This window comes from Micromonospora sagamiensis (assembly GCF_014680085.1).
Taxonomy (GTDB): Bacteria; Actinomycetota; Actinomycetes; order Mycobacteriales; family Micromonosporaceae; genus Micromonospora; species Micromonospora inyonensis.
The window spans coordinates 663,107-689,796 of sequence record NZ_AP023438.1 but is presented as its reverse complement, the minus strand read 5'-3'; the positions used below and the strand labels follow the sequence as shown (position 1 = coordinate 689,796).

Below are 26,690 nucleotides of genomic sequence, written 5' to 3'. Positions count from 1 at the left end.
GTGCTCGGGTCTCCGGTGGCTCCATGAGCGCGGTGGTTCGGATCACCGGAACCCGGGTTTGCGGCCGTCCCGCGAATTACGTAACGTGGGCGTTGTGAAAAACGCGGCGGCGCTCTCCGGGCAGCGGCCGGCGGCCGGTCCGGTCGTCGGGGTGCCCGCGTCCGCGGCCGACGTCTCCACCCGTGAGCGGGTCACCCAGCTCCTGCTGGAGCGGGGTGCGACCACCGCCGTGCAGCTCGGCGACGCGCTGGGCCTCAGCCCGGCGGCGATCCGCCGCCACCTCGACGCGATGCTCGCCGACGGCGACGTGGTCGCCCGCGAGCAGGCGGTGCGGGCCCACCGGGGCCGGGGCCGTCCGGCCAAGGTCTTCGTGCTCACCGACGCCGCCCGGGGCCGCTGCGGCACCCACCACTACGACAACATGGCCACCGCCGCGCTGCGCTGGATCGCCCGTACCGGCGGCCCTCAGGCGGTCGAGGCGTTCGCCGCCGAGCAGGTCTCCGCGCTGGAGCGCCGGTGCCGGGCGGCGATGGAGGGCGCCGGGGAGGACCCCCTCGCCCGCGCCGAGGCGCTCGCCGGTGCGCTGACCGCCGAGGGCTACGCGGCCAACGCGTCCACGATCGCGTCCGGCGGCCAGCTCTGCCAGCACCACTGCCCGGTGGCGCACGTGGCCGCCGAGTTCCCCCAGCTCTGCGAGGTCGAGACCTCGGTGATCTCCCGTCTGGTCGGCACGCACGTGCAGCGTCTGGCCACCATCGCCCACGGCGACGGGGTGTGCACCACGCACATCCCGGGCCAACCGGGGCGTGTTCCGTCCGGTAAGACCGTCTCCACTGTGAGGACAGATAGATGACCGAGCAGATCGTTCAGCCCCTGACCCAGGAGGAGCAGCTCGCCGCCCTCGGTCGCTACGAGTACGGCTGGGCCGACTCCGACGTCGCCGGGGCGACCGCCCAGCGTGGCCTCAACGAGGCGGTGGTGCGGGACATCTCGGCCAAGAAGAACGAGCCGGCCTGGATGCTCGACCTGCGTCTGAAGGGTCTGCGGCTGTTCGGCCGCAAGCCCATGCCGGCCTGGGGCGCCGACCTCACCGGGATCGACTTCGACAACATCAAGTACTTCGTCCGCTCCACCGAGAAGCAGGCCGCCAGCTGGGAGGACCTGCCCGAGGAGATCAAGAACACCTACGACCGGCTGGGTATCCCCGAGGCGGAGAAGCAGCGGTTGATCGCCGGTGTCGCGGCGCAGTACGAGTCCGAGGTGGTCTACCACAAGATCCGTGAGGACCTGGAGGAGCAGGGTGTCCTCTTCCTCGACACCGACACCGCCCTCAAGGAGCACGAGGACGTCTTCAAGGAGTACTTCGGCACGGTGATCCCGGTCGGCGACAACAAGTTCGCCGCGCTGAACACGTCCGTCTGGTCCGGTGGCTCGTTCATCTACGTGCCGAAGGGCGTGCACGTGGAGATCCCGCTCCAGGCGTACTTCCGGATCAACACGGAGAACATGGGCCAGTTCGAGCGGACGTTGATCATCGTCGACGAGGGTGCGTACGTGCACTACGTCGAGGGCTGCACCGCGCCGATCTACTCCTCCGACTCGCTGCACAGCGCGGTCGTGGAGATCATCGTCAAGAAGAACGCCCGCTGCCGGTACACGACCATCCAGAACTGGTCGAACAACGTCTACAACCTGGTCACCAAGCGCGCCGTCTGCCACGAGGGCGCGACCATGGAGTGGATCGACGGCAACATCGGCTCCAAGGTCACCATGAAGTACCCGGCGGTCTACATGACCGGCGAGCACGCCAAGGGCGAGGTGCTCTCGGTGGCGATGGCCGGCGAGGGGCAGCACCAGGACGCCGGAGCCAAGATGGTGCACGCCGCGCCGCACACGTCCAGCACCATCGTGTCGAAGTCGATCGCCCGGGGCGGCGGCCGCACCTCGTACCGGGGCCTGGTCCAGGTGATGGAGGGGGCGCACCACAGCGCGAGCACGGTCAAGTGCGACGCGCTGCTGGTCGACACCATCTCCCGCTCGGACACCTACCCCTACGTCGACATCCGCGAGGACGACGTGTCGATGGGGCACGAGGCGACCGTCTCCAAGGTCAGCGAGGACCAGCTCTTCTACCTGATGAGCCGGGGCATGAGCGAGGACGAGGCGATGGCGATGATCGTGCGCGGCTTCATCGAGCCGATCGCCAAGGAGCTTCCGATGGAGTACGCCCTGGAGCTCAACCGCCTGATCGAGCTGCAGATGGAGGGCGCGGTCGGCTGACGCCGTCCCCTCCCACGGGCGGGCCGGTCCACACCGGCCCGCCCGCCATCTCACACCGGACACCGCTGACGCGAGAACTGATCAAGGAAGAAATGACTACCCAGGCTTCCGCGCCACCGCCGAGCACCAAGTCGCAGGCGCTGCGCTCGTACGACGTCGCCGACTTCCCGGCCCTCACCGGCCTCGAGGAGGAGTGGCGCTTCACCCCGCTCAAGCGGTTGCGGGGGCTGCTGGACGGGACCGTCACCGACGAGTCCGCGCACTGGCCCGCGGTCGACGTCGGCCCGCTGCCGGACGGGGTCACCGTCGGCACGCTGGCCGAGGACGACCCGCGCCGGGGCAGCGTGCTGACCCCGTTCGACCGGGTCAGCGCCCGCGCCTACGGTGAGGCGGGCCCCGGCCGGTTGATCCGCATCGCCCCGCAGGCCGTGGTCGGCGAGCCGGTGACCGTCACCGTGCAGGGTGGTCCCCGCGACGTGCTCTCCTTCGCGCACACCTTCGTCGAGGCCGGCGCGCTCTCCGAGTCGGTCGTCGTGGTGGAGCAGGTGGGCAGCGGCACGCTCGGCGAGAACGTCGAGGTGTCCGTCGGTGACGGCGCGAAGCTCACCCTGGTCACCGTCGCCGACTGGGCCGACGACGCGGTCCAGGCCCAGCACCTCAGGATCCGGCTGGGGCGCGACGCCCGGGTGACGCACGTGCAGGTCACCCTCGGCGGCGACCTGGTCCGGCAGTTCACCAGCGTGGAGTACGCCGGCCGGGGCGGCGAGGCCGAGCTGTACGGCGTCTACTTCGCCGACTCCGGCCAGCACCTGGAGCACCGACAGCTGGTCGACCACAGCATCCCGGACTGCCGCAGCCACGTCGGCTACCGGGGCGCGTTGCAGGGCGCCAGCGCCCGCACGGTCTGGGTGGGTGACGTGCTCATCCGCGCCGAGGCGACCGGCACCGACACGTACGAGATCAACCGGAACCTGCTGTTGACCGACGGCGCGCGGGCCGACTCCGTACCCAACCTGGAGATCGAGACCGGCGAGATCGCCGGCGCGGGCCACGCCAGCGCGACCGGTCGTTTCGACGACGAGCAGCTGTTCTACCTGATGGCCCGGGGCATCCCGGAGGCCGAGGCCCGCCGCCTGGTGGTCCGGGGCTTCTTCGCCGAGATCCTCAACAAGATCCCGGTGGAGTCGCTGCGGGAGCGGCTCGGCGAGGCGATCGAGGCGCGACTGACCAAGGCCGGCGCCTGATGATCAAGATCTGCTCGACCGAGGACGTGCCGAAGGGCACCGTGATCAGCGCGAACGTCGACGGCACCCCGGTCGCCCTCGTGCACGGTGAGGACGACGCCTTCTACGCCGTCCACGACGAGTGCTCGCACGCCGCCGTGGCCCTCTCCGAGGGCGAGGTGTCCGGCTGCACGCTGGAATGCTGGCTGCACGGCTCGCGTTTCGACCTGCGTACCGGTGAGCCGAGCGGACTGCCCGCCACCGAACCCGTACCCGTCTACCCCGTCGAAGTCCGCGACGGCGACATCTACGTCAGTCTCACGCCGAGCAATGGAGTGACCCGATAATGAGCACCCTGGAGATCCGCGACCTGAAGGTGTCGGTCAAGCTGCCCGAGGGTGAGCTCAAGCCGATCCTGGACGGCGTCGACCTGACCGTGAAGTCGGGCGAGACGCACGCCATCATGGGCCCGAACGGCTCCGGCAAGTCGACCCTGGCGTACTCGATCGCCGGTCACCCGAAGTACGAGATCACCAGCGGTACGGTGACCCTCGACGGCGTCGACGTGCTGGCGATGAGCGTCGACGAGCGGGCCCGCGCCGGTCTCTTCCTGGCCATGCAGTACCCGGTGGAGATCCCCGGCGTCTCGGTGGCGAACTTCCTGCGCACCGCCAAGACCGCCATCGACGGCACGGCCCCGAAGCTGCGCACCTGGGGCGGCGAGCTGCGCGGCGCGATGGAGCGGCTCCAGATGGACCCGGCCTTCGCCCAGCGCAACGTCAACGAGGGCTTCTCCGGCGGTGAGAAGAAGCGGCACGAGATCGTGCAGCTCGAACTGCTCAAGCCGAAGATCGCGATCCTCGACGAGACCGACTCCGGCCTCGACGTCGACGCACTGCGAGTGGTCAGCGAGGGGGTCAACCGGGTCCGTGACACCGGCGACACCGGCCTGCTGCTGATCACCCACTACACCCGCATCCTGCGCTACATCAAGCCGGACCACGTGCACGTCTTCGTCGCCGGCCGGATCGTCGAGCAGGGCGGCCCGGAGCTGGCCGACAAGCTTGAGGACGAGGGCTACGAGCGGTACGTCGCCGGAGCCGGCGCGGCGCGGGTCTGAGGCGGCGATGACCTCCCTGACGATCCCGGCGGGCATGCCGCAGTACGACGACGTGCCACGCTTCGACGTCGCGGCGGTGCGCGCGGACTTCCCGATCCTCGGCCGGGAGGTCAACGGGCACCCGCTGGTCTACCTCGACAGCGCCAACACCTCGCACAAGCCGCGCCAGGTGCTCGACGTGCTCGCCGAGCACTACGCGATGCACAACGCCAACGTGTCGCGCTCGGTGCACACCCTGGGCACCGAGGCCACCGAGGCGTACGAGGGGGCACGGGCGAAGGTCGCCGGGTTCGTCAACGCGCCCAGCGTGGACGAGGTGGTCTTCACCAAGAACTCCACCGAGGCGATCAACCTGGTGGCGTACGCCTTCTCCAACGCCTCGCTGCGCGCCGACGCCGACCCGAGGTTCCGGCTCGGCCCCGGTGACGAGGTGGTCATCTCCGAGATGGAGCACCACTCGAACATCGTCCCGTGGCAGCTGCTCTGCGAGCGGACCGGCGCGACCCTGCGCTGGTTCCCGGTCACCGAGCACGGCCGGCTGGACGACTCCGGCCTGGAGGACCTGGTCACCGAACGGACGAAGATCGTCTCGCTGGTGCACGTGTCGAACATCCTCGGCACGGTCAACCCCACCTCCCGGATCACCCAGCGGGTCCGCGAGGTCGGGGCGCTGCTGCTCTGGGACTGCTCGCAGTCGGTGCCGCACATGCCGGTCGACGTGGTCGACCTCGACGCGGACTTCATCGTCTTCACCGGGCACAAGATGTGCGGCCCGACCGGCATCGGCGTGCTCTGGGGCCGGTCGGAGCTGCTGGCGGCGATGCCGCCCGTGCTCGGCGGTGGTTCGATGATCGAGACCGTGACGATGGCCCGGTCGACGTTCGCCGCGCCGCCGGCCCGGTTCGAGGCGGGCACCCCGCCGATCGCCGAGGCGGTGGCACTCGGCGCGGCCGTGGACTACCTCACCGGCATCGGCATGCGGGCCATCCAGTGGCACGAGAAGGAACTGACCGCGTACGCGCTGGACGCCCTGGCGACCGTGCCGGGGCTGCGGATCTTCGGCCCGGCCGTGCCGGTGGGTCGGGGCGGCACCATCTCGTTCGCCCTCGGCGACGTGCACCCGCACGACGTCGGGCAGGTGCTCGACTCCCTCGGCGTGCAGGTGCGGGTGGGCCATCACTGTGCCCGCCCGGTGTGCACCCGGTTCGGGGTGCCGGCGATGACCCGGGCCTCGTTCTACCTCTACACCACCACCGGGGAGATCGACGCCCTGGTGGCGGGACTGGAGCAGGCACGGAAGGTGTTCGCCTGATGCAGCTCGACCAGCTCTACCAGGAGATCATCCTGGACCACTACAAGCGCCCGCAGGGTCGCGGTCTGCGCGACCCGCAGGAGCCGGGGGACCGGGTCGCCGAGGCGCACCACGTCAACCCGACCTGCGGGGACGAGGTGACCGTCCGGGTCGCGACCGACGGCACGGTGCTGCGCGACATCTCGTACGACGGCATGGGCTGCTCGATCAGCCAGGCGTCGGCGAGCGTGCTGCACGAGCTGCTTCGTGGCCGCGACGCGGGAGACGCGTTCGTCGTGCACGAGGCGTTCGTCGAGCTGATGTCCGGCCGTGGCCAGGTCACGCCGGACGAGGACGTGCTCGGTGACGGGGTAGCGTTCGCGGGTGTCGCCCGCTACCCCGCCCGGGTCAAGTGCGCGCTGCTGCCGTGGATGGCGTTCAAGGACGCCGCGGCACGCGCGGGGGTGGGCGCGAGCCCGGAGGTGAAGGCATGAGTTCTGAGGACACCGCGACGGCCCCCACGCCGTCGCCCGAGGCGGCCGTGACGCCGCCCGACAGCGCCGCGACGGCGTCGGCCGACGGGGTTGCGGCTTCGTCGGCCGAGGATGCCACCACGGCGTCGGCCGGAGAGGTCACGACCGCCGGGTCGACCGGCGGCAAGGCCGCCCTCGCCGACATCGAGGAGGCGATGAAGGACGTCGTCGACCCCGAGCTGGGCATCAACGTGGTCGACCTCGGCCTGGTGTACGGGGTGCACGTCGACGACGACAACATCGCCACCATCGACATGACCCTGACCTCGGCGGCCTGCCCGTTGACCGACGAGATCGAGGCCCAGTGCCGCCAGGCGCTGACCACCGGGCCCGGTGGGGGACTGGTCAACGACTTCCGGATCAACTGGGTGTGGATTCCGCCATGGGGCCCCGACAAGATCACTGACGACGGCCGGGAGCAGCTCCGCGCACTCGGTTTCAACGTCTGACCCGACCGCTCGTCGTCGAGGGTGTCGCCCCGCACCGGGGTGGCACCCTCGACGCGTCTGGCGTAAACCGGTCGCGGGGAGGGCCGTCCGGGGCCGACGATGACCGGATGCACGAGTCGTACCGCAGCAGTGTCCCTGTCGCCCCGGCCCCCGCCGCCGGCCGACAGCGCACCCTGCCGCGCTCCGGCCCGTGTCCCGACCTGCCGTCGTGAGCGCCTTCCTCGCCGGCCTGGTCGCCGGCTACGGTGTCGCCGTCCCGGTCGGCGCGATCGCGGTGCTGGTCGTCGGCCTGACCGCGCGTACCTCGTTCCGGGTGGGAGCCGCGGCCGCGCTCGGTGTCGCCACCGCCGACGGGCTCTACGCCGCCGTCGCCACGCTGGGCGGGACGGTGGTGGCCGGGCTGGTCACCCCGGTTGCCGGCCCGTTGCGGCTGGTCGCCGCCGGGGTCCTGCTCGCCCTCGCCGTCCACGGCGCGTGGCGGGCCCTGCGCCAGCGCGCACCGGCCACCGCCACGGCACCGGCCCGACGGGGACTGGACACCCCGTCGCGGGCCTTCCTCGGCGTCCTGGTGCTGACCCTGCTCAACCCGGCGACGATCGTCTACTTCGCGGCGCTCGTCCTCGGCCGCTCCGATGCCGCCGAACCGCTGGCCGCCGGGCTCTTCGTGCTCGGCGCGTTCCTCGCCTCGGCGAGCTGGCAACTTCTCGTCGCCGCCGGTGGCAGCCTCGTCGGCCGGGCGCTGACCGGCGCCCGTGGCCGGCTGGTCACCGCCCTCGCGTCGAGCACGATCATCGCCGCCCTCGCCGTCGCGATGCTGGTCGGCTGAGAGCGGGGCGATGGGCGGTGTCGCGGTCGTGCTTAGGTGGTCTCCTTGGGGAGCCCGGTCGACGGTACGGGCACGAGCGGAGGGACGGTGGGCATGCGCAGTTGGCCGGCACCGGGTGGGGGACGCTGGGTCGAGGTCGAACCGGGCCGGATCACCCGCTGGGTCGACGGGTTCACCACCCGGCACGGCACCCCGACCACCACCGCCCAGCCGTACGGCCTCCTGCTCACCGCGCCCGACGGCGCCACCGCCGAACTGCACGCCCCACCCGGCGCGCCAGCCACCCCGGATGTGAGTGGATTCGCGGCGGCGGCCACCACCTCCCGCCGGATCGGCCTGCTGCTGGTGCGCAAGGGCGGGGTGGCGGTCGGGGTTGCCGACGGCGACACGCTGACCACGTCCAAGGTGGACACGCGCTATGTGCAGGGGCGCACCGCCGCCGGGGGCTGGTCCCAGCAGCGCTTCGCCCGCCGCCGCGACAACCAGGCCAAGGCGGTCCTGGACGAGGCCGCCGACCTGGCCGTCCGACTCCTGCTCCCCGAGGCGTCGACGCTCACCGCCCTGGTGACCGGCGGCGATCGACGGTCGATCGACACCGTCCTCGCCGACCGTCGCCTCGCTCCGCTGGCGGCGCTGCGCGCCGAGCGCCTGCTCGACGTCCCCGAACCCCGGCACGCCGTCCTGCTCGCCGCCATCCCCGCCGCCCACGCCGTCCACGTCCTCGTCCGCGACCCCACCTCCGGAACCTAGAAGCCGCCCCGGTTCCGGACGAAGATGTCGGTCACGCCGTTGGTGTCGTCAGGTACGAGGTTGGTCGCCGGAGACTGGTAGGTGATGTAGCGGCCGTCGGCGCTGATCGCCGGGAATTCGCTGTGCTGGTTGGCCTGGTTGCCGCTGCTGGAGACGCTGACGCGGCGGGTGGTGCCGGTGATCTGGTCCCGGACGAGGATGTCGGTGACGCCGTTGGTGTCGTCGGGTACGAGGTTGGTCGCCAGGGACTGGTAGGTGACGTAGCGGGCGCTCGCGCTGATCGCCGGGCTTCGGCTGACGTTGTTGGCCTGGTTGCCGGTGGTGGAGACGCTGATCCGGCGGGTGGTGCCGGTGGCCCGGTTCCAGACGAAGATGTCGGTGGCGTCGTTGGTGTCGTCGGCGACGAGGTTCGAGGCGTCCGAGGCGTAGCTGACATAGCCGCCGTCGGCGCTGAGTACCGAGGTGAAGCTGCTGTTGTCGCCCTGGTTGCCGGTGGTGGAGACGCTGATCCGGCGGGTGGTGCCCGTGGTGCGGTCCCAGACGAAGATGTCGCTCTCGTCGTTGGTGTCGTCGGGTACCAGGTTCGAGGCACCCGAGGTGTAGCTGACATAACGACCGTCGGCGCTGATCGCCGGATCGAAGCTGTCTCCGTCGCCCTGGTCGCCGGTGGTCGACACGCTGACACGGCGGGTGGTGCCGTTGATCTGGTCCCGGACGAAGACGTCGTAGGCGCTGTTCGTGTCGTTGGGTACGAAATTGGTCGCCAGGGAGTGGTAGGTGATGTAGCGGCCGTCGGCACTGATCGCCGGGAGTTCGCTGTAGTGGTTGGCCTGGTATTCGTTGGTGGAGACGCTGACGCGACTGGTGGTGCCGGTGGCGCGGTCCCGGACGAAGATGTCGCTCTCGTCGTTGGTGTCGTCGGGTACGAGGTTGGTCGCCAGGGATTGGTAGGTGACGTACCGGCCGTCGGCGCTGATCGCCGAAGCCCGGCTGAAGTGGTTGGCCTGGTCCCCGGTGGTGGAGACACTGACGCGGGTGGTGGTGCCGGTGATCCGGTCCCGGACGAAGATGTCGCTGACACCGTTGGTGTCGTCGGGAACGAGGTTGGAGGCGTCCGAGTCGAAGGTGACGTAGCGGCCGTCGGCGCTGATCGCCGGGTCGTCGCTGCGGTCGTTGCTCTGGTCGCCGGTGGTGGAGACGCTGACCCGGGTGGTGGTGGCCCACTTCGCGACGGCCGGTGGGGCGGCTGCGATGACCACTACCGCGGTGACTGTCGTGGTGAGCAAAATTCGCATAGGTTGCATCCTGCTTTAATCCCCTCAAGTCGGGCAAAGTGTGGATCCAGCGTCGTCCGATGGAATGGGCAGGGGCAAGGGCGGCAACGGGGGAGAGGTTCGGCTGTCCTCGATCGGACACGCGCGCCGGATGGTCGGCCGGAGCCGCTCGGGCTTCGTAGCCTCCCGATGGGTGGCCCACTTCCTGGCAGCTCAGCCACACGACACGCCGAGCCCATTCCACCGCACCCAGCCACGAGTCGCCTGGCCCATAGCGGACGACTGATCCGGACGGGCGTTGTCCACAGTCGGGTGACTGTCCACAGATCCGGGTGGCGGCCGGTTGCCCAGCGCGGGCCGGTTCGGCACGGTCGACGGCGTGAACGAGGTGCTGCGGGACCTGGTGGAGCGGAGCGGCGGACTGGTCACCCGCGCGGTGGCGACGCAGGTGGTGCCGCCGTGGACGCTCCAGTACGCGTGCGCCACCGGACACCTGGTGCGGGTGTTGCCCGAGGTTTTCGCCGCAGTGCACCTGCTGGGCCCTCACCCCGGTCTTCCCACACTCAGCCGCCTCCACCCCGCACTCGGACACCGGGCGGTCTGCGCCTGGGCCGACGGCCGGGCCGCGCTCAGCCACCTCAGCGCGCTCCACGTGTGGGGCCTGCGTCAGCAGACGACCGGCGACGTCCTACACCTGAGCGCAGCACTGAACCCCACCATCCGGTCCCGTGCCGGCGTACGCGTGCACCGACGGCACGGCTTTATCGTCGAGTCGCCTCAGGTGGTGCAGAGGAACGGCCTGCCGGTGACCCGCCTCGACCAGACCCTGGTCGACTCATGGCCCCTGTTGCCGACGGACGACCGACGGGCACCGGTGATCCGAGCAGTCAACGACCGACACACCACCCCGGAACGGCTGCGCCACGCCCTGGACAGCACCCCGAGGCTGGTCGACCGGGCTGCCCTCCGGACCCTGCTGACCCGGCTCGCCGAGGGCTGCCGGAGCCCGCTGGAGATGTGGGGGCACGAGCGCGTCTTCACCGGCCCGGGGATGCCACCCTTCCAGCGGCAGGTCCGCGTCACGGTCGGGCGGCGCACGATGTACCTCGACATGTTCGCGGAGCGGGAACGCGTCAACATCGAACTCGACGGCGCGACCACGCACGGCGACCCGGGACAGCGGGAGATCGACCTGCGCCGGGACGCCCTGCTGGCGAGCATCGGCATCCTGGTGGTCCGCTTCGCCCACCGCCGCCTCGTGCACGAGGTCGACCAGGTACGCCGGGAAACCCGGGCGATCCTTGCCAGCCGCGCGACCTGACCAGCATCACGCCCCTTGGATGTCGCCGTTGGACCGGGCGCAACCCACACGGCCCAGGATTGCGACCTGACCGTCATACTCGGTCGTCGGCCCGGGCGACATCGTGGACTCGTAGGGTGGGTGGCCATGGCAGCACGAGGATTGCCCGAGGCAGCGGTGGCTCAGGTGCGCCGTTGGTGCGCGGAGCAGGTGCCCGAGCATGTCCGTGAGCAGGTGCGCATCGACGGCTGCTCAGCACCAGGTAGTGATCGCAGGGGTGGGAGCTGATGTCCAGGCCGGAGAGGGCGTCGCCGTAGTTCTTCACGTTCACCGTCCGCCCGGCGAGCGGACCGGAGCGGAAGACGCCGTCGTAGCCGGCCTGCACCGCGGTGCAGGCGAGCTCGATGTCGAACACCCGCGCGGCGATGAACTCGCCGATGTTGCCGGGGTGGGCGGGACGCCCGATCAGTGCCGTGATCCGGTCGTCCAACTCCTCGCGGGCCCGCAGCAACGTCGCCAGCTGGCGCAGACCCTCAGTTCTGACGTCCACCTTCCACTATGGACGTCGTTCCGTGCCGCAGGGCACCGAGGCTGCGCCCCTGGCGAGCCGGTGCAGGCCGGCGGGCTGGACGAAGAGTCCCCGCTTGGCGGTGGCCAGGCCCTTGGCGTCGAGCACGTAACCGGTCAGCCAGACCCAGCCGTCGAACGTCGGCCGGTCGAGGTGCACCGCGACCACCCGCAGCGTCAACGCCCGTTTACCGCCGAACTGCACCGAGGCGCAACCATCGACCCGCAGCAGATCGCCGGGCCTGGGGCACACCGCTACCAGTGCCCTCGGTTGGGCCGGCACTGGCGGGCGTGCAGGGTCTGCCAGTCGCGCAGTGCCCGCTTGAGCCGCTCGTTCTCCTGGTCGAGCAGGTTGAGCTGCCGGTACAGGTCGGCCAACTCGTCGGCGAGGTCGGCTAGGAACCCGCGCACCTCGTCGGCGTCGACACCGCGCCGACGCGGACTGAACTCGCGGTTGCGTACCTCGTGCGGGGTCGTCCGGTGCGGCAGGCCGGTGCCGTAGGGCTGGCCGGAGCGGTACACCTGGGCCACGTCGGTCCTTTCCGGGGCAGCGGAGGGCGGAGGGTCCGTGCGGGAGGAAGGGCGGGCCGCCGCACGCCGGCATGCGGCGACCCGCCCGGCACTGCCACCGCAGCTCCCATCAGCGGTACGGAGACAGCGCGGTCCAGGGGGTCGGGGCAGGCACGCGTAACCCACCCCGACCCAGGGGGAACGAGCCAATCCCGTTGCCACACGAGGAGTAGCTCGTCGGTAACTCTAACGGCTTAGCCGTTTAAGTCAACGGTTGGTTGTTGTGTCGGGGCTGCTCGTGATCGAATTGGTGTGCCACACGAGGAGTGCCATGCCAACGACACCCGACTACCTGCGCATCGCCGATGACATCATCGGCGCCATCAGGGAGAAGAAGCTCAGGCCCGAGGACAAGCTGCCGTCGATCGCCCAGATGGCGGCGGACTACAGGGTCGGCACCTCCACGATTCAGATGGTCTACGTTCGACTGGAGGCGCTACGCGTGATCCGCCGGCACCAGGGCAAGGGGATCTTCGTTACGGATCCGAAGACCTGGATGCGGGAGCCGTAGGAAGCGTTGTGGGGTCGTGGCGACTGCGGATCGGAGGACGCATGACGCCGAGATCCAAGGCCGCAGCTTCGCTCTTCCTGCTGATCCTCCTGGCTGGATGTGCCGACGACAGCTCGCCGGGTGTCGAGGCGGGGGCGACGTCCCGTCAGCTTGCCACCGAAGGACCCTCCGCCTTCCCCAACCAGGGCGAGTTGAACGACATCGCGGCCAGGGTGAGGCAACTGGGTGAGGGTGCACTCGCCCTGATCTACGCCGGCATCGCCATCGACGTGCATGATGACCGTGTCGATGTGTGGGTGACGGATCCGCCCCGGTTCAGGGCGGCAATCGGTGGAATGCCCTGGACCCAGCGGGTGAGGCTGCATCCGGCCCGACACGCGGCGGCAGATTTGGAACCGACCTTCCAACGGATCCTGCGCGAGCAGGACCACTGGCGGCAGCAGGGGCTGCCGGTGGTGCAGTCGGGCGTGCGACACGACGGCGCTACCCTGGCATCCCGATGTGCTTCTCCATGCAGGCCGACACCGGTAACCCCTGGGACGAGCGTCGGTGACGTCCGCCGTCGTCCGGAGCCGGTTGCCGCCGGGCGGGAGACGGCATGAGTCCCGCCCGGCTGCTGCGGACTACACGCTGCCGCTGAAGGTGTCGCACTGCTTCGGGTCGCCGGACTCGTACCCCCGGGTGAACCACTCGCGGCGCTGCTCCGACGTGCCGTGGGTGAACTCGTCCGGGTTCACCGGCCGGTTGGCCCGCTTCGAGATGGCGTCGTCGCCGATCTTCTCGGCGGCGTCGATGGCCTGGCTGATGTCCTGCTCGCTGATGCTGGTGAAGATCTTCTGGCCGCTCGCGTCGGCGGTGCCGGTCGCGTTCTTCGCCCAGGCCCCGGCGTAGCAGTCGGCCTGGAGTTCCATCTTCACCGAGAGCGCGTTGGCGTTGTTCGGGTCGCGCTGCTGCTGGCGGCGCACCTGCTGCTCGGTGCCGAGCAGGGTCTGCACGTGGTGGCCGTACTCGTGGGCCAGCACGTACGGCTGGGCGAACTCACCGGAGGCGCCGAGCTGGTCGGCGAGGACCTGGTAGAAGGTGAGGTCGATGTAGACCTGCCGGTCGGCGGGGCAGTAGAACGGGCCGACGCCGGAGTCGGCGTTGCCGCAGCCGGTGGAGACGGCCCGGCTGAAGAAGACCGTGTCGGCCGCCTGGTACCGCTCGCCGAACCGCTCCGGCAGCGCCGTCTGCCAGTACGCCTGGATCGAGTTGACGTAGAGCGTGTTGCGGCAGTCGAGCTGGTCGAGGGCGTTGTCGGCGGAGCACTTCTGCTCCAGCGACGAGTTGTCACCCTGATCGGACCCGCCGCCGTCGATGGCCGCGTTCAGCCCGAACCCGCCACCGACCAGAGCCACCACCACCGCGATGAGCAGGCCGACCAGCCCGCCCTTGCCCCCGCCGCCGACCGGGATGGGGATGCCGAGGCCGCCTCCGCCGCCGGACCCTCGCCGGTCGTCGACCTGACTGGTGTCGATGCGCGCGTTCTCGTTCAGCTCCATGGTGACCCCGATCTCTGCCAGCTCCGGGATGAGGTGACGGACGAGGTTCCGGTACCCGATGATCTTGTGAGGTAATCCGGGCCGGGCCGAACGGGCCGCCCGGTACAATCGGATCGTGCTGCTCTGCGAAGGCTGAACCGCCCCGCGCCGACGGGTGAATCGATCCCGCCGGCGTTTTCGCGTGCCCTGAGTCAGCCCTTTGGCCCCTGAGAGCGAGTTCGCCACAATGATCACTGCCACCGGCCTGGAGTTGCGCGCCGGCGCCCGGATCCTGCTGTCCGACACCACCCTGCGGGTACAGCCGGGTGACCGGATCGGCCTGGTCGGCCGGAACGGCGCGGGCAAGACCACCACCCTCAAGGTGCTCGCCGGGGAGGGGCAGCCGTACGCCGGCCAGATCGACCGGCGCAGCAACATCGGCTACCTCCCGCAGGACCCGCGTACCGGCGACCTGGAGGTCACCGGCCGGGACCGGGTGCTCTCCGCACGCGGCCTGGACGTGCTGATGACCCAGATGCAGGAGATCGAGGCCAAGCTCGCCGACGGCGCGGACGAGCGCCTGGTCCGCCGGTACGGCGCGCTGGAGGACCAGTTCGCCTCCCTCGGTGGGTACGCCGCCGAGGCGGAGGCCGCCCGGATCTGCGCCAACCTCGGCCTGCCCGACCGGGCGCTCGCCCAGACGATCGGCACCCTCTCCGGCGGCCAGCGACGCCGGATCGAGCTGGCCCGGATCCTGTTCCGGGACGCGGGTGAGAACGGCGGCGGCATCCTGCTGCTCGACGAGCCCACCAACCACCTCGACGCCGACTCGATCACCTGGCTGCGCAGCTTCCTCGCCAACCACAAGGGCGGCCTGATCGTGATCAGCCACGACGCCTCGCTGTTGGAGGCGGTGGTCAACAAGGTCTGGTTCCTCGACGCCACCCGGAGCGTGGTCGACGTCTACAACCTGGGCTGGAAGGCGTACCTGGAGGCGCGGGAGACCGACGAGCGCCGCCGCCGCCGGGAGCGGGCCAACGCCGAGAAGAAGGCCGGCGCGCTGATGGCCCAGGCCGACAAGATGCGGGCGAAGGCCACCAAGACCGTCGCCGCGCAGAACATGGCCCGCCGCGCCGAGCGGCTGCTCTCCGGGCTGGAGGAGGTGCGGGTCTCCGATCGGGTCGCGAAGGTGCGGTTCCCCACCCCGGCCCCGTGCGGCAAGACCCCGCTGACCGCCACCGGCCTGTCGAAGTCGTACGGCTCGCTGGAGATCTTCACCGACGTGAACGTGGCGGTGGACCGGGGTTCCCGGGTGGCCATCCTCGGGCTCAACGGTGCCGGCAAGACCACCCTGCTGCGGATGCTCGGTGGCCTGCTCCAGCCGGACACCGGCTCCGTCGACGCCGGCCACGGCCTGCGGCTCGGCTACTACGCGCAGGAGCACGAGACCCTGGACGTGGACCGGACGGTGCTGGAGCACATGCGCAGCGCCGCGTTCGAGCAGTCCGACACCGACCTACGGAAGATCCTCGGCGCGTTCCTCTTCTCCGGCGAGGACGTGGACAAGCCGGCCGGGGTGCTCTCCGGTGGCGAGAAGACCCGGCTGGCGCTGGCCACCCTGGTCTGTTCCGGGGCGAACGTGCTGCTGCTCGACGAGCCGACCAACAACCTCGACCCGGTCAGCCGGGAGCAGGTGCTCGACGCCATCGCCCGCTATCCCGGGGCGATCGTGCTGGTCACCCACGACCCGGGGGCGGTCACCGCGCTGAAGCCGGACCGGGCGATCCTGCTGCCCGACGGCGACGAGGACGCCTGGAGCGACGACCTGCTCGAGCTGGTCGAGCTGGCCTGAGCGACGACCTGTTCGAGCTGGCCTGAGCGGGGCCTGGACGGACTTGAGCTGAGCGGCGGTCGGGGCCCGTATTCCGGGCCCCGACCGCCGGTGTGCGCGGTCAGGCCGGCGTGGGCTCCGCGGGGTCACGCCCGGCGGGTACGCGTACGCCCTCCGGGCCCGTCGCGCCGGCTGCCGTCGGCTTCTTCGGCCACTCGTCGACGAGCACCGACCAGACCTGGTTGTCGTGCCGCTGGCCCCGGTAGGGGAACGCCGAGCGCAGCACGCCGTCGAGGTGCATGCCGAGCCGCTGGGCGACGGCGGCGCTGCGGACGTTGTGGGCGGCGTTGACCCACTGCACCCGGTGCAGGCCGCGCTCGTGGAACGCCCAGTCGATCATGTGCCGGATCGCCCGGGTGACCAGTCCGTGCCCCTCGGCGGAGCGCTCCAGCCAGCAGCCCACCTCGCAGGTGCCGCTGCGGGCGTCCAGGCTGACGAAGAGCGTCCCGCCGACCAGGACGCCGTCGCGCCAGATGCCGTAGATCCCGCCGGTGTCGGCGGCCCGACGGTCGGCGTGTCGCTGGAGCACCGCGCGGGCCGACTCCAGGTCGGTGCTCAGCCCGGCGAACGGGACCCACGGGTCGACGTACTCCCGGGCCCGGTCCATGTGCGCGAGGAACTCGGCCGCCTGCCATGGTTCCAGCGGGCGGAGTTGGGCGTCCTCGGTGAGCGGGACGGCGAACACGTTTCTCTCCCTTCACCCGAGCAGGTCGACCAGGTGGCCGACCACCCCGGAACCGGCCAGGATCACCACGCCGATGGCCACGAAGATCACCGGCACCAGCCAGTGTCCGGCCCGCTCCACCAGCCGGACCACCCGGGGGTGCCCACCGAGCCGGGCCCCGGCCAGGCACCACAGCCCGACGCCGGCCACGAAAACCAGCAGGAACACCAGGGCCTCGGCGGGTGCGAGGGTGCGGAACACCGGCACGTACACGGCGATGTTGTCGGCGCCGTTGGCGATGGTCACGCCGGCCACGCCCGCCACGCCGCCGACCACCGCCGCAGCCTCGTCGGCGTCCCGGCGCAGCAGCGCCCGCACGCCGAGCGCGACCGGGAGCAGGCCGAGCAGGCCGGTCCACGGCTCGGGCACCACCAGCAGGCCGGCGGCGACGACCACGGCGGCCGCGACCAGCGCGGCGATGCCGGCGTACTGGCCGGCGACGATCTGCCACCGGCGGGGCCGGCCGGTGGCGCGGGCCGCGACGAAGAGCACGGTGAGTACCACGATGTCGTCGACGTTGGTCGCGGCGAACACCACGGCCGCGCCGGCCGCGGTGCCGAGGGGGTCGGTCACGGAGGCAGGGTACGCGGTCCGTTCCGGTTCCGGTGCGCACCGACATCGGTCCTGGTCAGTGCGGGTCGTCGCGTCCGGTCGACACGGGGTCACCCGGCCGTGTCATCACTCTATCGGGAACCTGACACTGCATAGCGTGTCGATTGGCGAAGAGTTGATATCTGGCGCATGATCGTTCGAGGCGGTCTAATAGGTTGGACCGTTATCCGAACCGCACAGTCTGCGACGTGAGGAATCAGCATGGCAGCCACTGGCACAGCCACCAGCACTGAGAAGGGTCGCCGGATCGTCGGAGCCGAGCGTCAGACACTCGCGAAGGACCTCGTAAAGCGGTACACCGGGGGCGAGAGCATCCGCGCCCTCGCGGCCTCGACCGGCCGATCCTACGGGTTCATCCACCGCGTGCTCACCGAGTCCGGGGTGCAGCTCCGGCAGCGCGGCGGCGCCCGTCGCCGCAAGAAGGCGTGATCCGCCCGCCAACGTCGTTCCGTCCCGCCGCGCCCCGGACCGCCCGGTGACGACCGGGCCCGGGGTACGGCTGGAGTGCGCCGGCCCGGTGGCCACCGTGACGTTGTGCCGTCCCGACGTGCTCAACGCCCAGACCCCGGCCATGTGGCGCGCCATGAGCGACTTCTCCCGAACTCTCCCCGGCGACGTCCGGGTGGTCGTCGTGCGCGGCGAGGGCCGGGCGTTCTCCGCCGGGCTGGACCTGTCCGTCGCCAACGCGACCGGGCCGGGCTCCTTCGCCGAGCTGGCAACCCTGCCCGAGTCGGAGTGCGCCGACCGGATCGCCGAGTTCCAGTCGGCGTTCACCTGGCTGCACCGGCCGGACGTGATCTCCATCGCGGCGGTGCAGGGGCACGCCATCGGTGCGGGCTTCCAACTCGCGCTCGCCTGCGACCTGCGGGTGCTCGCCGAGGACGCCCGACTGTCGATGGCCGAGGTCACCCTCGGGCTGGTGCCCGACCTGGCCGGCACCGGTCGTCTGGTCGACCTGGTCGGCTACTCCCGGGCCCTGGAGATCTGCGCCACCGGCCGCCGGATCGACGCCGCCGAGGCCGACCGGATCGGCCTGGCCACCGTCGTGGTGCCAGCCGCCGAGCTGGCGGGGGCGACGAGTGACCTGACCGCCGCTCTGCTGGCCGGCAACCGGGACGCGGTGATCGAGATCAAGGCCCTGCTCGCCGGCGCGGCGCGCCGGACCCCGGCGGACCAGCAGCGCGCCGAGCGCGAGGCACAGGTCCGGCGACTGCGGGACCTGGCGGGACGCGGGGAATGACGTCAAGGACCGGACGCGCGGCATGATGTAAGGACCGTTCGGGAAGAATCGGATTACCGCCGAGGTTGTCGTAGGCGTCGGGAGAATCGACCTGACAGCGCGGACGGTCCCGCGCGACCCGGAGGTGACGCGTGAATCCCAACAGCGGCATGGGTGGCATGGGCGGCTGGAGCATGCTCCGCTCGATGCGCAACTCCGACGACGTCTCCGCCCACCGGCTCAACCGGGGCACCGGGCGGCGGATCGTCGCGTTCGCCCGACCGTACCGCCGGGACATCGCGGTCTTCCTGGTCACCGTGGTCCTTGCCGCGATCATCGGGGTCGCCACACCGGTGCTCGCCGGTGACGTCATCAACGCGATCACCGGCGGCGCCGCCGGGGCCGGCGCCACCGTGGTCCGCCTGGCCCTGTTCATCGCCGGCCTGGCCGTCGCCGACGCGCTGCTCTCCCTGGCCCAGCGCTGGTACTCCGCCCGGATCGGCGAGGGCATCATCCTCGACCTGCGCACCCGGGTCTACGACCACGTCCAGCGCATGCCGTTGCAGTTCTTCAGCCGCACCCAGACCGGAGCGCTGGTCAGCCGGCTCAACAACGACGTGATGGGCGCCCAGCGGGCGTTCACGTCGACCCTGTCCGGCGTGGTCAGCAACGTCATCCAGCTGGTCCTCACCGCAGCGGTGATGTTCACCCTCTCCTGGCAGATCACCGCCCTGTCACTGGTCCTGCTCCCGATCTTCATCATCCCGGCCCGCCGGGTCGGTAAGCGGCTGGCCGAGATCACCCGCGAGTCGTACAACCTCGACGCCCAGATGAACGCCACCATGACCGAGCGGTTCGGGGTGGCCGGGGCGATGCTGGTCAAGCTCTTCGGCACGCCCGAGGTCGAGGCCCGGCGCTTCGCCGGCCGGGCCGAGCGGGTGCGCGACATCGGCATCCAGTCGGCGATGTACTCGCGGACCTTCTTCGTGGCGATGCTGCTGGTCGCCTCGCTGGCCCAGGCGCTCACCTACGGCCTCGGCGGGTGGCTCGCGGTCACCGGCGCGGTCAGCGCCGGCACCGTGGTCACCCTGGCCCTGTTGCTCACCCGCCTCTACGGGCCGCTGACCGCGCTCTCCAACGTCCGGGTCGACGTGATGAGCGCGCTGGTCTCCTTCGACCGGGTCTTCGAGGTGCTCGACCTGAAGCCGGGCATCGAGGAGAAGCCGGACGCGGTGGCCGTGCCACGCGACAACGGGCGGGTCGAGTTCCGCGACGTGCGGTTCCGCTACCCGAGCGCGGCCGAGGTGTCACTGGCCTCCCTGGAGGAGGTCGCCGCCCTGGACCGCCGGGCCAACGAGCCGGTGCTGCGGGGCGTCTCGTTCACCGTCGAGCCGGGTCAGATGGTCGCCCTGGTCGGGCCCTCCGGTGCCGGGAAGTCCACCCTGTCGATGCTGATGTCCCGGATCTACGACGTCACCGAGGGGCAGGTGCTGGTCGGCGGCGTGGACGTCCGGGACGCCACGCTCGCCTCGCTGCGCGACGAGATCGGTGTGGTCACCCAGGACTCCCACCTGTTCCACGAGACCATCGCCGAGAACCTGCGCTACGCCAAGCCGGACGCCACCGACGACGAACTCTGGAACGCGCTGGCCGGCGCGCAGGTCGCCGACCTGGTGCGCGCCCTGCCCGACGGGCTGGAGACCATGGTCGGGGAGCGGGGCTACCGCTTCTCGGGCGGCGAGAAGCAGCGCATCGCCATCGCCCGGCTGCTGCTGAAGGCCCCGTCGATCGTGATCCTCGACGAGGCCACCGCCCACCTCGACTCGGAGAGCGAGGCGGCGGTGCAGCGGGCGCTGTCGGTGGCGCTGGCCGGGCGTACCGCGCTGGTGATCGCCCACCGGCTCTCCACCGTGCGGGACGCCGACCAGATCCTCGTCCTCGACGAGGGGCGGATCGTCGAGCGTGGCCGCCACGACGAGCTGGTCGCGGTGGGCGGTCTCTACGCCGAGCTGTACCGCACGCAGTTCGCGGTGGCCGACTCGCCCAGCCCGTACGCCGACGCGACCGGCCCCGAGCCGGTGGTCACCACGGTGCCGATGGCGGCGTACGTCGCCGAGCAGGCCCTGCCGCCGTCCGCCGCCAACTGACCCAGGCGGCTCGCCGCCGGTCAGGCCGGTTCGCGTACCGCGGCCCGCAGTTCGCCGAAGGCGGCGCCGAGCGTCTCGGCGGTGAAGTGGGCGTTCAGGCCGCTCGGGTTCGGCAGCACCCAGAGCCGCGCGCCGCCGAGGGGTTCCGGCTGCGGGCCGAAGGTGGCCTTCGGCCGGGCGAAACCGGTCCGGTACGCGGTCACCCCGACCACCGCGACCCACCGGGGCCGGTGCCGGGCGACCTTGTCGGTGAGGATCCGTGCCCCCGCCAGCAGCTCGGCGGCGGTCAGCTCGTCGGCGCGGGCGCTGGCCCGGGCCACCATGTTGGTGATGCCGAGACCGAGGGCGGGCAGCTCGTCCTGCTCGCTGGGGTGCAGTTGGCGCGGGGTGAACCCACCGCGGTGCAGGGCGGGCCAGAACCGGTTGCCGGGGCGGGCGAAGTGCCAGCCGGTCGCCGCCGACCACAGCCCCGGGTTGATGCCGACGAAGAGGACGTCCAACCCGTCGGCGAGCACGTCGGGGATGGTCCGGTCCGCCGCGGCGGCGAGCTGCTCCCGGGTCGGACGGGGGGACGGCACCGGCGGTGCGGTCACCGGGCCACCGCTTCGGGACGACCGGAAACCGCGTCGGTCGCCGTTGCGCGGGCCGGTCACAGGTCGCGGGTCGCGCCGCCGTCGACCGGGACGGTCACCCCGGTCAGGTAGCCGGCGGCGGGGGAGAGGACGAACGCGGCGACCCGGCCGAACTCCACCGGATCACCGAAGCGGCGCAGCGGGATGCCCGCCTCCGCCTCGGCGCGGGCCCGTTCGGCGTCGCCGCTCGCGGCGAGGAGCTGGCGGTTGCGGTCCGTCATGATCCGTCCCGGCAGCAGCCCGACCACCCGGACGCCCCGGGGACCGTACTCGTCGGCGACGTCCTTGGCCACACCGGCGAGGCCGGGGCGCAGCCCGTTGGAGATGCCGAGGCCGGCGATGGGATACCGCGCCGAGGTGGAGAGCACCAGCCCGATCGCGCCGCCGGCCGGCAGCGCGGCGGCGACCGTCCGGACCGCACGGACCGTGCCGAGGAACACCGTCTCGAAGGACTCCCGCCACTGCTCGTCGCGGATGCTCGCGGCGGTGCCCGGGGGCGGTCCGCCGACGGAGACCAGCGCGCCGTCCAGCCGGCCGAAGCGCTCCCGGGCGGTGTCGACCAGCCGCTGCGGCAGGGCCGGGTCGGCCAGGTCACCGGCGATCCCCACGGCGTGCGCCGGGCCACCGAGCCGGGTGGCGGCGGCGGAGACCGCCTCGGCGTCCCGGGCGGAGAGCACCACCTTCGCCCCGTCCGCGACGAGACACTCGGCGGTGGCGTAGCCGAGCCCACGGGAGGCGCCGGTCAGCACGTACACCCGGTCGGCGAGTCCGAGATCCATGCCGTCGATCCTGCCGCAGCCGGTGAGGACCGCTGCCGCCGGGTGCCGTCACCACCGCCGGATGCCAACTGGTTCACCGGCCGGGAACGGAGGTCGCCAACTGGGTACCTCGTTCGGTCCGATCGAGGATCAGAAAGATCAATTCCCGCTTTCCTCGCGCCGTCACCGAAGGTCTCGTTGCCGTCGTCCAGCACTTCTGCGGGGCAATCGGATCCGTCACCTGAGAGGGCTCGTCCGGTGTCCGCCGGGCTGACGCGATCTGCTCTTTCGAGGGTGTTCACCAGACCTGCGTGGTGACTATCGTGTCCAACATGGACGCCGAGCAGCAGTGGCTGAGTGAACTGTCGAAGCGCGCCCAGTCCAAGCAGATTGCCCTGGTCTGTGGAGCCGGCGTCAGCGCCTCGATCAGCGGCGGTGTCGAGGCGGCCACCTGGCGAGGGCTGATCCTGTCCGGCCTGCAGTATGTGAGCAGCATTGACGACGGACTGCAGCAGATGGGTGTGGCCTACTCGCAGATTCTGTCCGACCAGCCGTCGGCGAACAGTTACATCGCTGTCTCCGAGTGGCTCCAGCGGTCCTTCGAGACTATTTCGCTCGGTGAGCGCAGGGCGTGGCTGGCTTCGACGGTCGGTAAACTACGGCCCGTCGACCGGTCGTTGGCGACCATCTTCCGGTGTCGGGTCCCGATCCTGACGACGAACTACGACGACCTGGTCGAGGAGTTGAGCGGGCGGCGCTCCTTCACCTGGATGGATCGCGACGACATCGATCGATACCATGACACTCCGCAGGATTACGTGTTCCATCTGCACGGTCACCACGACCGGCCGCAGTCCGTGATCCTCTCCGGTGGCGACTACGAACGACTTGCCTCGGCCGGTCTTGCCACGGAGGTCCTCCGCGCCCTGTCGGCGAATCACACACTCGTGTTCGTCGGCTACGGGGCAGGGCTCGAGGATCCGCACTTCAGTGCCTTCCTCGACTGGTTCAACCAGAAGTTCGAGAAGACCGTGCGCCGGGCCTACGTGCTCGTACGGAGGACGGAGATGCCGGCGAAGAAGCTGGTCGGCAGGCTGGCCTACCTTCCGTACGGTGACGAGTTCGGAGACCTGCCGGGGTTCCTGCGTGACGTTCTCGGCCTGGACGCCGGCGCGGATCCGGACGTCGCGGAAGACGAGCGGTCGACGGTTCCGCCGCAGCCGGTCGGCGAGAGTGACGACGGGCTCGACCTCCCCGAGTCCGTGCAGAAGAACATGACCCGGCAGATCGGGGCACGCGTCGAGCGCGGCGACGCGCAGAACGCCATGTTGGCTGCTGCCCTGCGTGCCCTCGGCACGAGAGGGACGTCGCTGATCAGTGCCGTGACGGGCTCCGGGAAGACCACGGTGGCGCGGGTGGCGATGAACCTGGCGGTCAACCGTGCGAGGTCGGCGATAATGATCCTGCCGACCAAGGCCCTCGTCACCCAGGAGGTGCGCGAGTGGGAGGCATGGATCGCGGCCTGGCTGGAAGCGGAGCGGAAGATCCGCGTCTACGGTTCGTCCCGCGACTACCCCGAACACGACTCGCCGGTGTCGAAGGGTCGGTTCGAGATCGCGATCGCCATCTACGAGAAGCTCGCCGGATATCTCGTCTCCGGTCAACGCACCCTCGCGGGAACCCAACTTCTGGTGGTGGACGAACTACAGACCCTGGTCGAGGACAAACGACGGGCCGCAAAGCTCGAAGGACTTCTCACCATGGTGCGCCTGATGCACCCCGACGAGCGGCCGGGCATCCTCGGCCTCTCCGCGACCATGTCGGAGCAGTCGACGGATCTGCTGAGAAGGTGGTTGGGCGTCGACACCTTCAATTTCATCCAGAGCAGCGAACGCCCGGTCCCGCTCGACACCTACGTGGTGGACGCCAACCGGTGGAGGATCCTGCGGGACGCCCACCTGCTCAATCTCGAGCAGAGTGACCAGGCCGTGGGGCCGCCCGAGGACCAGACGCACGACCTGGGCGCACGCGCGAGGGGGGCCGACTACGGCATGCTGCAGGTGCGGGGACTGAGTACCGCGCCACTCGCCATCGCACTGGTCACCCGACTGCTTACCGAGGACCCGGCGAGACGGATCCTCGTCTTCGTGCCAGGACGGACCGCCGCCCAGGAGTTGGCCTCAGCCATCCAGCGCAGCCTCGATGCCGCGCTTGGCAGGTGCCGGCACCGCGGTTCGCCCTGGCAGGTCGGTCGGTTCGCCCCCGACAACATCGACGAGCAGACGGCACAGTCCCGGATGTTGGAGATCAAGAACTCGGATCTTCCGCTCTCCGACGACGTGATCCGAGGGCTTCGCACCGGCGTCGCGTACCACAGCGCCCGGCTCGCGCCCAAGCTCCGCCGCGACCTCGAGCAGGAGTTCCGCGACCCGCGCGGCATCCTGCGGGTGCTGGTGGCGACGGACACCCTCGCCATCGGCGTGAACCTGCCCGCCGACGCGGTGATCGCGACGAGCATCTCCGGCTACGGGTCCGACCGGCGTCGGCGTCTGAGCATGCCGTCGGAGCTGGACAACAAGGCCGGCCGGGCCGGCCGTCGAGGCGTCGTGCAACGGCCCAGAGGCGAGTTCTACGTTCTCGTGCCGAGCCAGCGGGACCTGGAAAACGTCGCGGAGTTGACGGCCACCCAGATTCGTACGTTGTCCTCGCTCGACGGTGTGTACGCCCACTACGTGATCGGGCGTCAGCGAACGCCGCGTGTCAGTGGCCAGATCCGCGATCTGGAGGACGTGTCCCTGCTCGCCCTACAGGTACTCAGCGCGGACGGCTTCGGCCGTCGGCCCGCGGACTTCGAGGCTCGGGTGGCCTCGATCCTCAATGCCCTCCTCGCGGCCCAGGAGCCCGACTCCCGGTTGCCTTCGGTCTCCGAGGTGCTGGAGAAGCTCCGGGGCCTCAAGCTCATCGGCAGTGCGGACGCGCCCAAACAGCAGCCCACCCGGCTCGGTGACGCGCTCGCCCGCTCTGCGCTCTCTCTCCACAGCGCCCACATCCTCGAACGCCTGGCGCGCCTCGCGACCGAGGGCACCGGTGACATCGACCTGCTCTTCAACGCGTGCCGCAGCGAGGAGATCGAGAGCGTCACCGCGTGGGTGGGGCTGCCCGGCGTCCACCCCCGCCACTATCCGTCCCTCAAGGAGAACATCCAGACGTACGCGATGGCCTACTGCCACGAGGACGCCACGCGGAGATCGTATTGCGCCCAGTACTTCGGTGATCGACGGTACGCCCTCCCTCGCCAGTTCGTCAGCGAGGGACAGGCCGTGATCTCCAAGGAGCTCCGCGGGCTTTTCGAGCGCGGGGTCGAGGAGGTCGAGGACCGGGACGCCACGGCGTTGCTACGGGCGCTGGTGGCGTTCGAGTGGAGCCGTGGGATTCCGTTCGAGCAGATCAAGGCGAGGTTCTCCGCAGCCATCCGGTCCGACGAGCCCCAGCGCGGGGAACGGCCGGTCGAGCTCAACCTGCACTACAGCGACATAGAGCAACTGTGTGAACAGGTGGCCGGGGTGATCCGTGGCGCGGCCAGCGTCTCCTTCTCCGACAGTCACGACTGGTCCAGCCGGGTCATGCTGCTCGCGTTGCAGACGGAGGTCGGTCTGCCCGCCTGGCTCGCCCCCATCGCCAAGCTCCGCCTGGACGCCCTGCACCGCAACCGGCTGGCGAAACTGTGGGAGGTGCCTCCGGTGAACGAGGGCTGGGCCTCGATCCTGGACCTGCCCGGTATCGCCGACCATCCCGCCATCAGCGAAGCCCAGCGTGAGGTCGCCCGGGAGCGGTTGGAGCGTCGCGAACGCGAGGAGTCGGAGTTCCGACACATGGTGTCGAGAGAATGGGCGAACGTCGTGGTGCCCGGCCCGGACAGTATGACCTTCGACGACCTGGGTGAGGAGTTGCAGGCGGCGGACCCGGCAGCGTACGTCGAGCTTTTCGCCGGTCTCGGCTCCGGGCTGGGTGTGGACGTCCAGACGCGGATCGACGACTCGCACTACGAAGCACGCTGGAGCGTCGGGGAGGAGTCGATCGTCGTCGCGGTCCCGGCGGGCGAGCTGGGCCAGGAGGAGGTCGACTTCTTCGCGAACCGGGACGCCCTGGTGGTGCTGCGCTCCCGTCTGCGGCCGTCCGGCCTGAACGCTCTGGCCAGGAGACCCACGGTCGCGCGGTTCGTGCAGCCTGAAGTGATCCTCTCCCTGATCGCCCGTCTCGTCGTCGTGCGCGGTGCCGGCATCGATCCGGCAGAGGTCATCGAACGCCTCAGCGATCTGCGGGTCAGCGTCATCGACGCGGAGAGCCATGTGGTGGTCTCCGACCGACCGGTCTCTCCTCCTCCCTTCGTGGGCCGGATGCCCGACATGACGACCGGCCCTCGACTCTCGGACCGCCAGACGTCCGAGGACGACGCCGACTGAGGATCTGGTGCGTTGACCGGGCGGCTCGGC

General features: G+C 70.6%; 27 protein-coding genes. 18 read left to right on the top strand and 9 right to left on the bottom strand.

The window, feature by feature from the left end; translation table 11 throughout:
- Nucleotides 1-94 precede the first annotated feature (94 nt).
- The 10 genes from IGA62_RS02625 to IGA62_RS02580 all read left to right on the top strand — a co-directional run bounded on the left by IGA62_RS02625 (nucleotide 95) and on the right by IGA62_RS02580 (nucleotide 8,472).
- A complete protein-coding gene (locus IGA62_RS02625; RefSeq protein WP_145816527.1) occupies nucleotides 95-853 on the top strand; it encodes a helix-turn-helix transcriptional regulator in 759 nt (252 codons plus the stop codon).
- The gene (gene sufB / locus IGA62_RS02620; RefSeq protein ID WP_091460229.1) at nucleotides 850-2,280 is read left to right on the top strand and encodes a Fe-S cluster assembly protein SufB; all 1,431 of its coding nucleotides are present in this window, start codon (nucleotides 850-852) and stop codon (nucleotides 2,278-2,280) included. Before IGA62_RS02625 ends, sufB begins: the two co-directional genes overlap by 4 nt.
- A gap of 92 nt (nucleotides 2,281-2,372) precedes the next feature.
- On the top strand, nucleotides 2,373-3,524 hold the full coding sequence (gene sufD, locus IGA62_RS02615; protein ID WP_145816530.1) for a Fe-S cluster assembly protein SufD: 1,152 nt from the start codon (nucleotides 2,373-2,375) through the stop codon (nucleotides 3,522-3,524).
- The gene (locus IGA62_RS02610; RefSeq protein WP_145816532.1) at nucleotides 3,524-3,850 is read left to right on the top strand and encodes a non-heme iron oxygenase ferredoxin subunit; all 327 of its coding nucleotides are present in this window, start codon (nucleotides 3,524-3,526) and stop codon (nucleotides 3,848-3,850) included. Before sufD ends, IGA62_RS02610 begins: the two co-directional genes overlap by 1 nt.
- Nucleotides 3,850-4,623 carry a Fe-S cluster assembly ATPase SufC gene (sufC, locus tag IGA62_RS02605; RefSeq protein WP_091460236.1) on the top strand — a complete coding sequence of 258 codons (774 nt, stop codon included), beginning with the start codon at nucleotides 3,850-3,852 and terminating at the stop codon, nucleotides 4,621-4,623. The genes IGA62_RS02610 and sufC overlap by 1 nt, the downstream gene beginning before the upstream one ends.
- A gap of 7 nt (nucleotides 4,624-4,630) precedes the next feature.
- Nucleotides 4,631-5,935 carry a cysteine desulfurase gene (locus IGA62_RS02600; protein WP_145816534.1) on the top strand — a complete coding sequence of 435 codons (1,305 nt, stop codon included), beginning with the start codon at nucleotides 4,631-4,633 and terminating at the stop codon, nucleotides 5,933-5,935.
- Complete coding sequence (gene sufU / locus IGA62_RS02595) at nucleotides 5,935-6,408, top strand: Fe-S cluster assembly sulfur transfer protein SufU (protein ID WP_145816536.1); 474 nt, start codon at nucleotides 5,935-5,937, stop codon at nucleotides 6,406-6,408. Before IGA62_RS02600 ends, sufU begins: the two co-directional genes overlap by 1 nt.
- A complete protein-coding gene (locus tag IGA62_RS02590) occupies nucleotides 6,405-6,896 on the top strand; it encodes a metal-sulfur cluster assembly factor (protein ID WP_145816538.1) in 492 nt (163 codons plus the stop codon). Before sufU ends, IGA62_RS02590 begins: the two co-directional genes overlap by 4 nt.
- A gap of 190 nt (nucleotides 6,897-7,086) precedes the next feature.
- On the top strand, nucleotides 7,087-7,722 hold the full coding sequence (locus tag IGA62_RS02585) for a LysE family transporter (RefSeq protein WP_145816540.1): 636 nt from the start codon (nucleotides 7,087-7,089) through the stop codon (nucleotides 7,720-7,722).
- 93 nt (nucleotides 7,723-7,815) lie between these two features.
- Nucleotides 7,816-8,472, top strand: a complete 657-nt coding sequence (locus IGA62_RS02580) for an acVLRF1 family peptidyl-tRNA hydrolase (RefSeq protein ID WP_145816543.1) — start codon at nucleotides 7,816-7,818, stop codon at nucleotides 8,470-8,472.
- Here IGA62_RS02580 and IGA62_RS02575 read toward each other — a convergent pair.
- On the bottom strand, nucleotides 8,469-9,767 hold the full coding sequence (locus tag IGA62_RS02575; protein WP_186499764.1) for a TolB family protein: 1,299 nt from the start codon (nucleotides 9,765-9,767) through the stop codon (nucleotides 8,469-8,471). The two genes, IGA62_RS02580 and IGA62_RS02575, sit on opposite strands and share 4 nt — an antisense overlap.
- Before the next feature lie 358 nt (nucleotides 9,768-10,125).
- Here IGA62_RS02575 and IGA62_RS02570 point away from each other — a divergent pair, with 358 nt between their 5' ends.
- On the top strand, nucleotides 10,126-11,067 hold the full coding sequence (locus tag IGA62_RS02570) for a DUF559 domain-containing protein (protein ID WP_145816548.1): 942 nt from the start codon (nucleotides 10,126-10,128) through the stop codon (nucleotides 11,065-11,067).
- A gap of 73 nt (nucleotides 11,068-11,140) precedes the next feature.
- Here the strand turns inward: IGA62_RS02570 and IGA62_RS02565 are convergent, their stop codons facing one another.
- From IGA62_RS02565 to IGA62_RS02555, 3 genes are read right to left on the bottom strand one after another with little or no spacing between them, the layout of a single operon-like run.
- The gene (locus IGA62_RS02565) at nucleotides 11,141-11,596 is read right to left on the bottom strand and encodes a hypothetical protein (RefSeq protein WP_145816550.1); all 456 of its coding nucleotides are present in this window, start codon (nucleotides 11,594-11,596) and stop codon (nucleotides 11,141-11,143) included.
- 6 nt (nucleotides 11,597-11,602) lie between these two features.
- Nucleotides 11,603-11,818 (bottom strand): hypothetical protein, encoded by a 216-nt coding sequence (locus IGA62_RS02560; protein ID WP_232624859.1) that lies wholly within the window; start codon nucleotides 11,816-11,818, stop codon nucleotides 11,603-11,605.
- Nucleotides 11,819-11,868: 50 nt separating this feature from the next.
- A complete protein-coding gene (locus tag IGA62_RS02555) occupies nucleotides 11,869-12,144 on the bottom strand; it encodes a DivIVA domain-containing protein (protein WP_232624858.1) in 276 nt (91 codons plus the stop codon).
- A 310-nt stretch (nucleotides 12,145-12,454) separates the two neighbouring features.
- Between IGA62_RS02555 and IGA62_RS02550 the strand changes: the two genes are divergently transcribed.
- Complete coding sequence (locus IGA62_RS02550) at nucleotides 12,455-12,694, top strand: winged helix-turn-helix domain-containing protein (protein WP_145816552.1); 240 nt, start codon at nucleotides 12,455-12,457, stop codon at nucleotides 12,692-12,694.
- 41 nt (nucleotides 12,695-12,735) lie between these two features.
- Complete coding sequence (locus IGA62_RS02545) at nucleotides 12,736-13,296, top strand: hypothetical protein (protein ID WP_145816554.1); 561 nt, start codon at nucleotides 12,736-12,738, stop codon at nucleotides 13,294-13,296.
- 21 nt (nucleotides 13,297-13,317) lie between these two features.
- Here IGA62_RS02545 and ypfJ read toward each other — a convergent pair whose 3' ends face one another.
- Complete coding sequence (ypfJ, locus tag IGA62_RS02540) at nucleotides 13,318-14,235, bottom strand: KPN_02809 family neutral zinc metallopeptidase (protein WP_145816556.1); 918 nt, start codon at nucleotides 14,233-14,235, stop codon at nucleotides 13,318-13,320.
- 226 nt (nucleotides 14,236-14,461) lie between these two features.
- On the opposite strand from ypfJ, the gene IGA62_RS02535 reads away from it, so the two are divergent.
- Nucleotides 14,462-16,066, top strand: coding sequence for an ABC-F family ATP-binding cassette domain-containing protein (locus tag IGA62_RS02535; protein WP_145816559.1), 1,605 nt, complete (start codon nucleotides 14,462-14,464; stop codon nucleotides 16,064-16,066).
- A 100-nt stretch (nucleotides 16,067-16,166) separates the two neighbouring features.
- Here IGA62_RS02535 and IGA62_RS02530 read toward each other — a convergent pair whose 3' ends face one another.
- Both IGA62_RS02530 and IGA62_RS02525 read right to left on the bottom strand, forming a co-directional pair.
- Complete coding sequence (locus IGA62_RS02530; protein WP_145816561.1) at nucleotides 16,167-16,790, bottom strand: GNAT family N-acetyltransferase; 624 nt, start codon at nucleotides 16,788-16,790, stop codon at nucleotides 16,167-16,169.
- A gap of 12 nt (nucleotides 16,791-16,802) precedes the next feature.
- On the bottom strand, nucleotides 16,803-17,402 hold the full coding sequence (locus tag IGA62_RS02525) for a cadmium resistance transporter (RefSeq protein WP_145816563.1): 600 nt from the start codon (nucleotides 17,400-17,402) through the stop codon (nucleotides 16,803-16,805).
- Nucleotides 17,403-17,642: 240 nt separating this feature from the next.
- On the opposite strand from IGA62_RS02525, the gene IGA62_RS02520 reads away from it, so the two are divergent.
- The 3 genes from IGA62_RS02520 (at nucleotide 17,643) to IGA62_RS02510 (ending at nucleotide 20,807) form a co-directional block, all read left to right on the top strand.
- Nucleotides 17,643-17,870, top strand: coding sequence for a helix-turn-helix domain-containing protein (locus IGA62_RS02520; RefSeq protein WP_007072022.1), 228 nt, complete (start codon nucleotides 17,643-17,645; stop codon nucleotides 17,868-17,870).
- Between the two features lie 46 nt (nucleotides 17,871-17,916).
- Nucleotides 17,917-18,681, top strand: coding sequence for an enoyl-CoA hydratase/isomerase family protein (locus tag IGA62_RS02515; protein ID WP_145816565.1), 765 nt, complete (start codon nucleotides 17,917-17,919; stop codon nucleotides 18,679-18,681).
- 149 nt (nucleotides 18,682-18,830) lie between these two features.
- Entirely contained in the window at nucleotides 18,831-20,807 is a 1,977-nt protein-coding gene (locus IGA62_RS02510; protein WP_145821846.1) for an ABC transporter ATP-binding protein, read from the top strand.
- A 20-nt stretch (nucleotides 20,808-20,827) separates the two neighbouring features.
- Here the strand turns inward: IGA62_RS02510 and mug are convergent, their stop codons facing one another.
- The gene (gene mug, locus IGA62_RS02505) at nucleotides 20,828-21,400 is read right to left on the bottom strand and encodes a G/U mismatch-specific DNA glycosylase (RefSeq protein ID WP_145816567.1); all 573 of its coding nucleotides are present in this window, start codon (nucleotides 21,398-21,400) and stop codon (nucleotides 20,828-20,830) included.
- A 56-nt stretch (nucleotides 21,401-21,456) separates the two neighbouring features.
- Nucleotides 21,457-22,218, bottom strand: a complete 762-nt coding sequence (locus IGA62_RS02500) for an SDR family oxidoreductase (protein WP_145816569.1) — start codon at nucleotides 22,216-22,218, stop codon at nucleotides 21,457-21,459.
- A gap of 311 nt (nucleotides 22,219-22,529) precedes the next feature.
- On the opposite strand from IGA62_RS02500, the gene IGA62_RS02495 reads away from it, so the two are divergent.
- Entirely contained in the window at nucleotides 22,530-26,660 is a 4,131-nt protein-coding gene (locus IGA62_RS02495; RefSeq protein ID WP_232625032.1) for a DEAD/DEAH box helicase, read from the top strand.
- Nucleotides 26,661-26,690 lie beyond the last annotated feature (30 nt).

What these genes read in the sequence shown, in the direction of transcription:
- sufB (WP_091460229.1), top strand. Translation starts at nt 850, where the DNA reads ATGACCGAGCAGATCGTTCAGCCCCTGACCCAGGAGGAGCAGCTCGCC.
- sufD (WP_145816530.1), top strand. Translation starts at nt 2,373, where the DNA reads ATGACTACCCAGGCTTCCGCGCCACCGCCGAGCACCAAGTCGCAGGCG.
- IGA62_RS02610 (WP_145816532.1), top strand. Translation starts at nt 3,524, where the DNA reads ATGATCAAGATCTGCTCGACCGAGGACGTGCCGAAGGGCACCGTGATC.
- sufC (WP_091460236.1), top strand. Translation starts at nt 3,850, where the DNA reads ATGAGCACCCTGGAGATCCGCGACCTGAAGGTGTCGGTCAAGCTGCCC.
- IGA62_RS02600 (WP_145816534.1), top strand. Translation starts at nt 4,631, where the DNA reads ATGACCTCCCTGACGATCCCGGCGGGCATGCCGCAGTACGACGACGTG.
- sufU (WP_145816536.1), top strand. Translation starts at nt 5,935, where the DNA reads ATGCAGCTCGACCAGCTCTACCAGGAGATCATCCTGGACCACTACAAG.
- IGA62_RS02590 (WP_145816538.1), top strand. Translation starts at nt 6,405, where the DNA reads ATGAGTTCTGAGGACACCGCGACGGCCCCCACGCCGTCGCCCGAGGCG.
- IGA62_RS02580 (WP_145816543.1), top strand. Translation starts at nt 7,816, where the DNA reads ATGCGCAGTTGGCCGGCACCGGGTGGGGGACGCTGGGTCGAGGTCGAA.
- IGA62_RS02575 (WP_186499764.1), bottom strand. Translation starts at nt 9,767, where the DNA reads ATGCGAATTTTGCTCACCACGACAGTCACCGCGGTAGTGGTCATCGCA.
- IGA62_RS02550 (WP_145816552.1), top strand. Translation starts at nt 12,455, where the DNA reads ATGCCAACGACACCCGACTACCTGCGCATCGCCGATGACATCATCGGC.
- IGA62_RS02545 (WP_145816554.1), top strand. Translation starts at nt 12,736, where the DNA reads ATGACGCCGAGATCCAAGGCCGCAGCTTCGCTCTTCCTGCTGATCCTC.
- ypfJ (WP_145816556.1), bottom strand. Translation starts at nt 14,235, where the DNA reads ATGGAGCTGAACGAGAACGCGCGCATCGACACCAGTCAGGTCGACGAC.
- IGA62_RS02535 (WP_145816559.1), top strand. Translation starts at nt 14,462, where the DNA reads ATGATCACTGCCACCGGCCTGGAGTTGCGCGCCGGCGCCCGGATCCTG.
- IGA62_RS02520 (WP_007072022.1), top strand. Translation starts at nt 17,643, where the DNA reads ATGGCAGCCACTGGCACAGCCACCAGCACTGAGAAGGGTCGCCGGATC.
- IGA62_RS02510 (WP_145821846.1), top strand. Translation starts at nt 18,831, where the DNA reads ATGGGTGGCATGGGCGGCTGGAGCATGCTCCGCTCGATGCGCAACTCC.
- IGA62_RS02500 (WP_145816569.1), bottom strand. Translation starts at nt 22,218, where the DNA reads ATGGATCTCGGACTCGCCGACCGGGTGTACGTGCTGACCGGCGCCTCC.
- IGA62_RS02495 (WP_232625032.1), top strand. Translation starts at nt 22,530, where the DNA reads ATGGACGCCGAGCAGCAGTGGCTGAGTGAACTGTCGAAGCGCGCCCAG.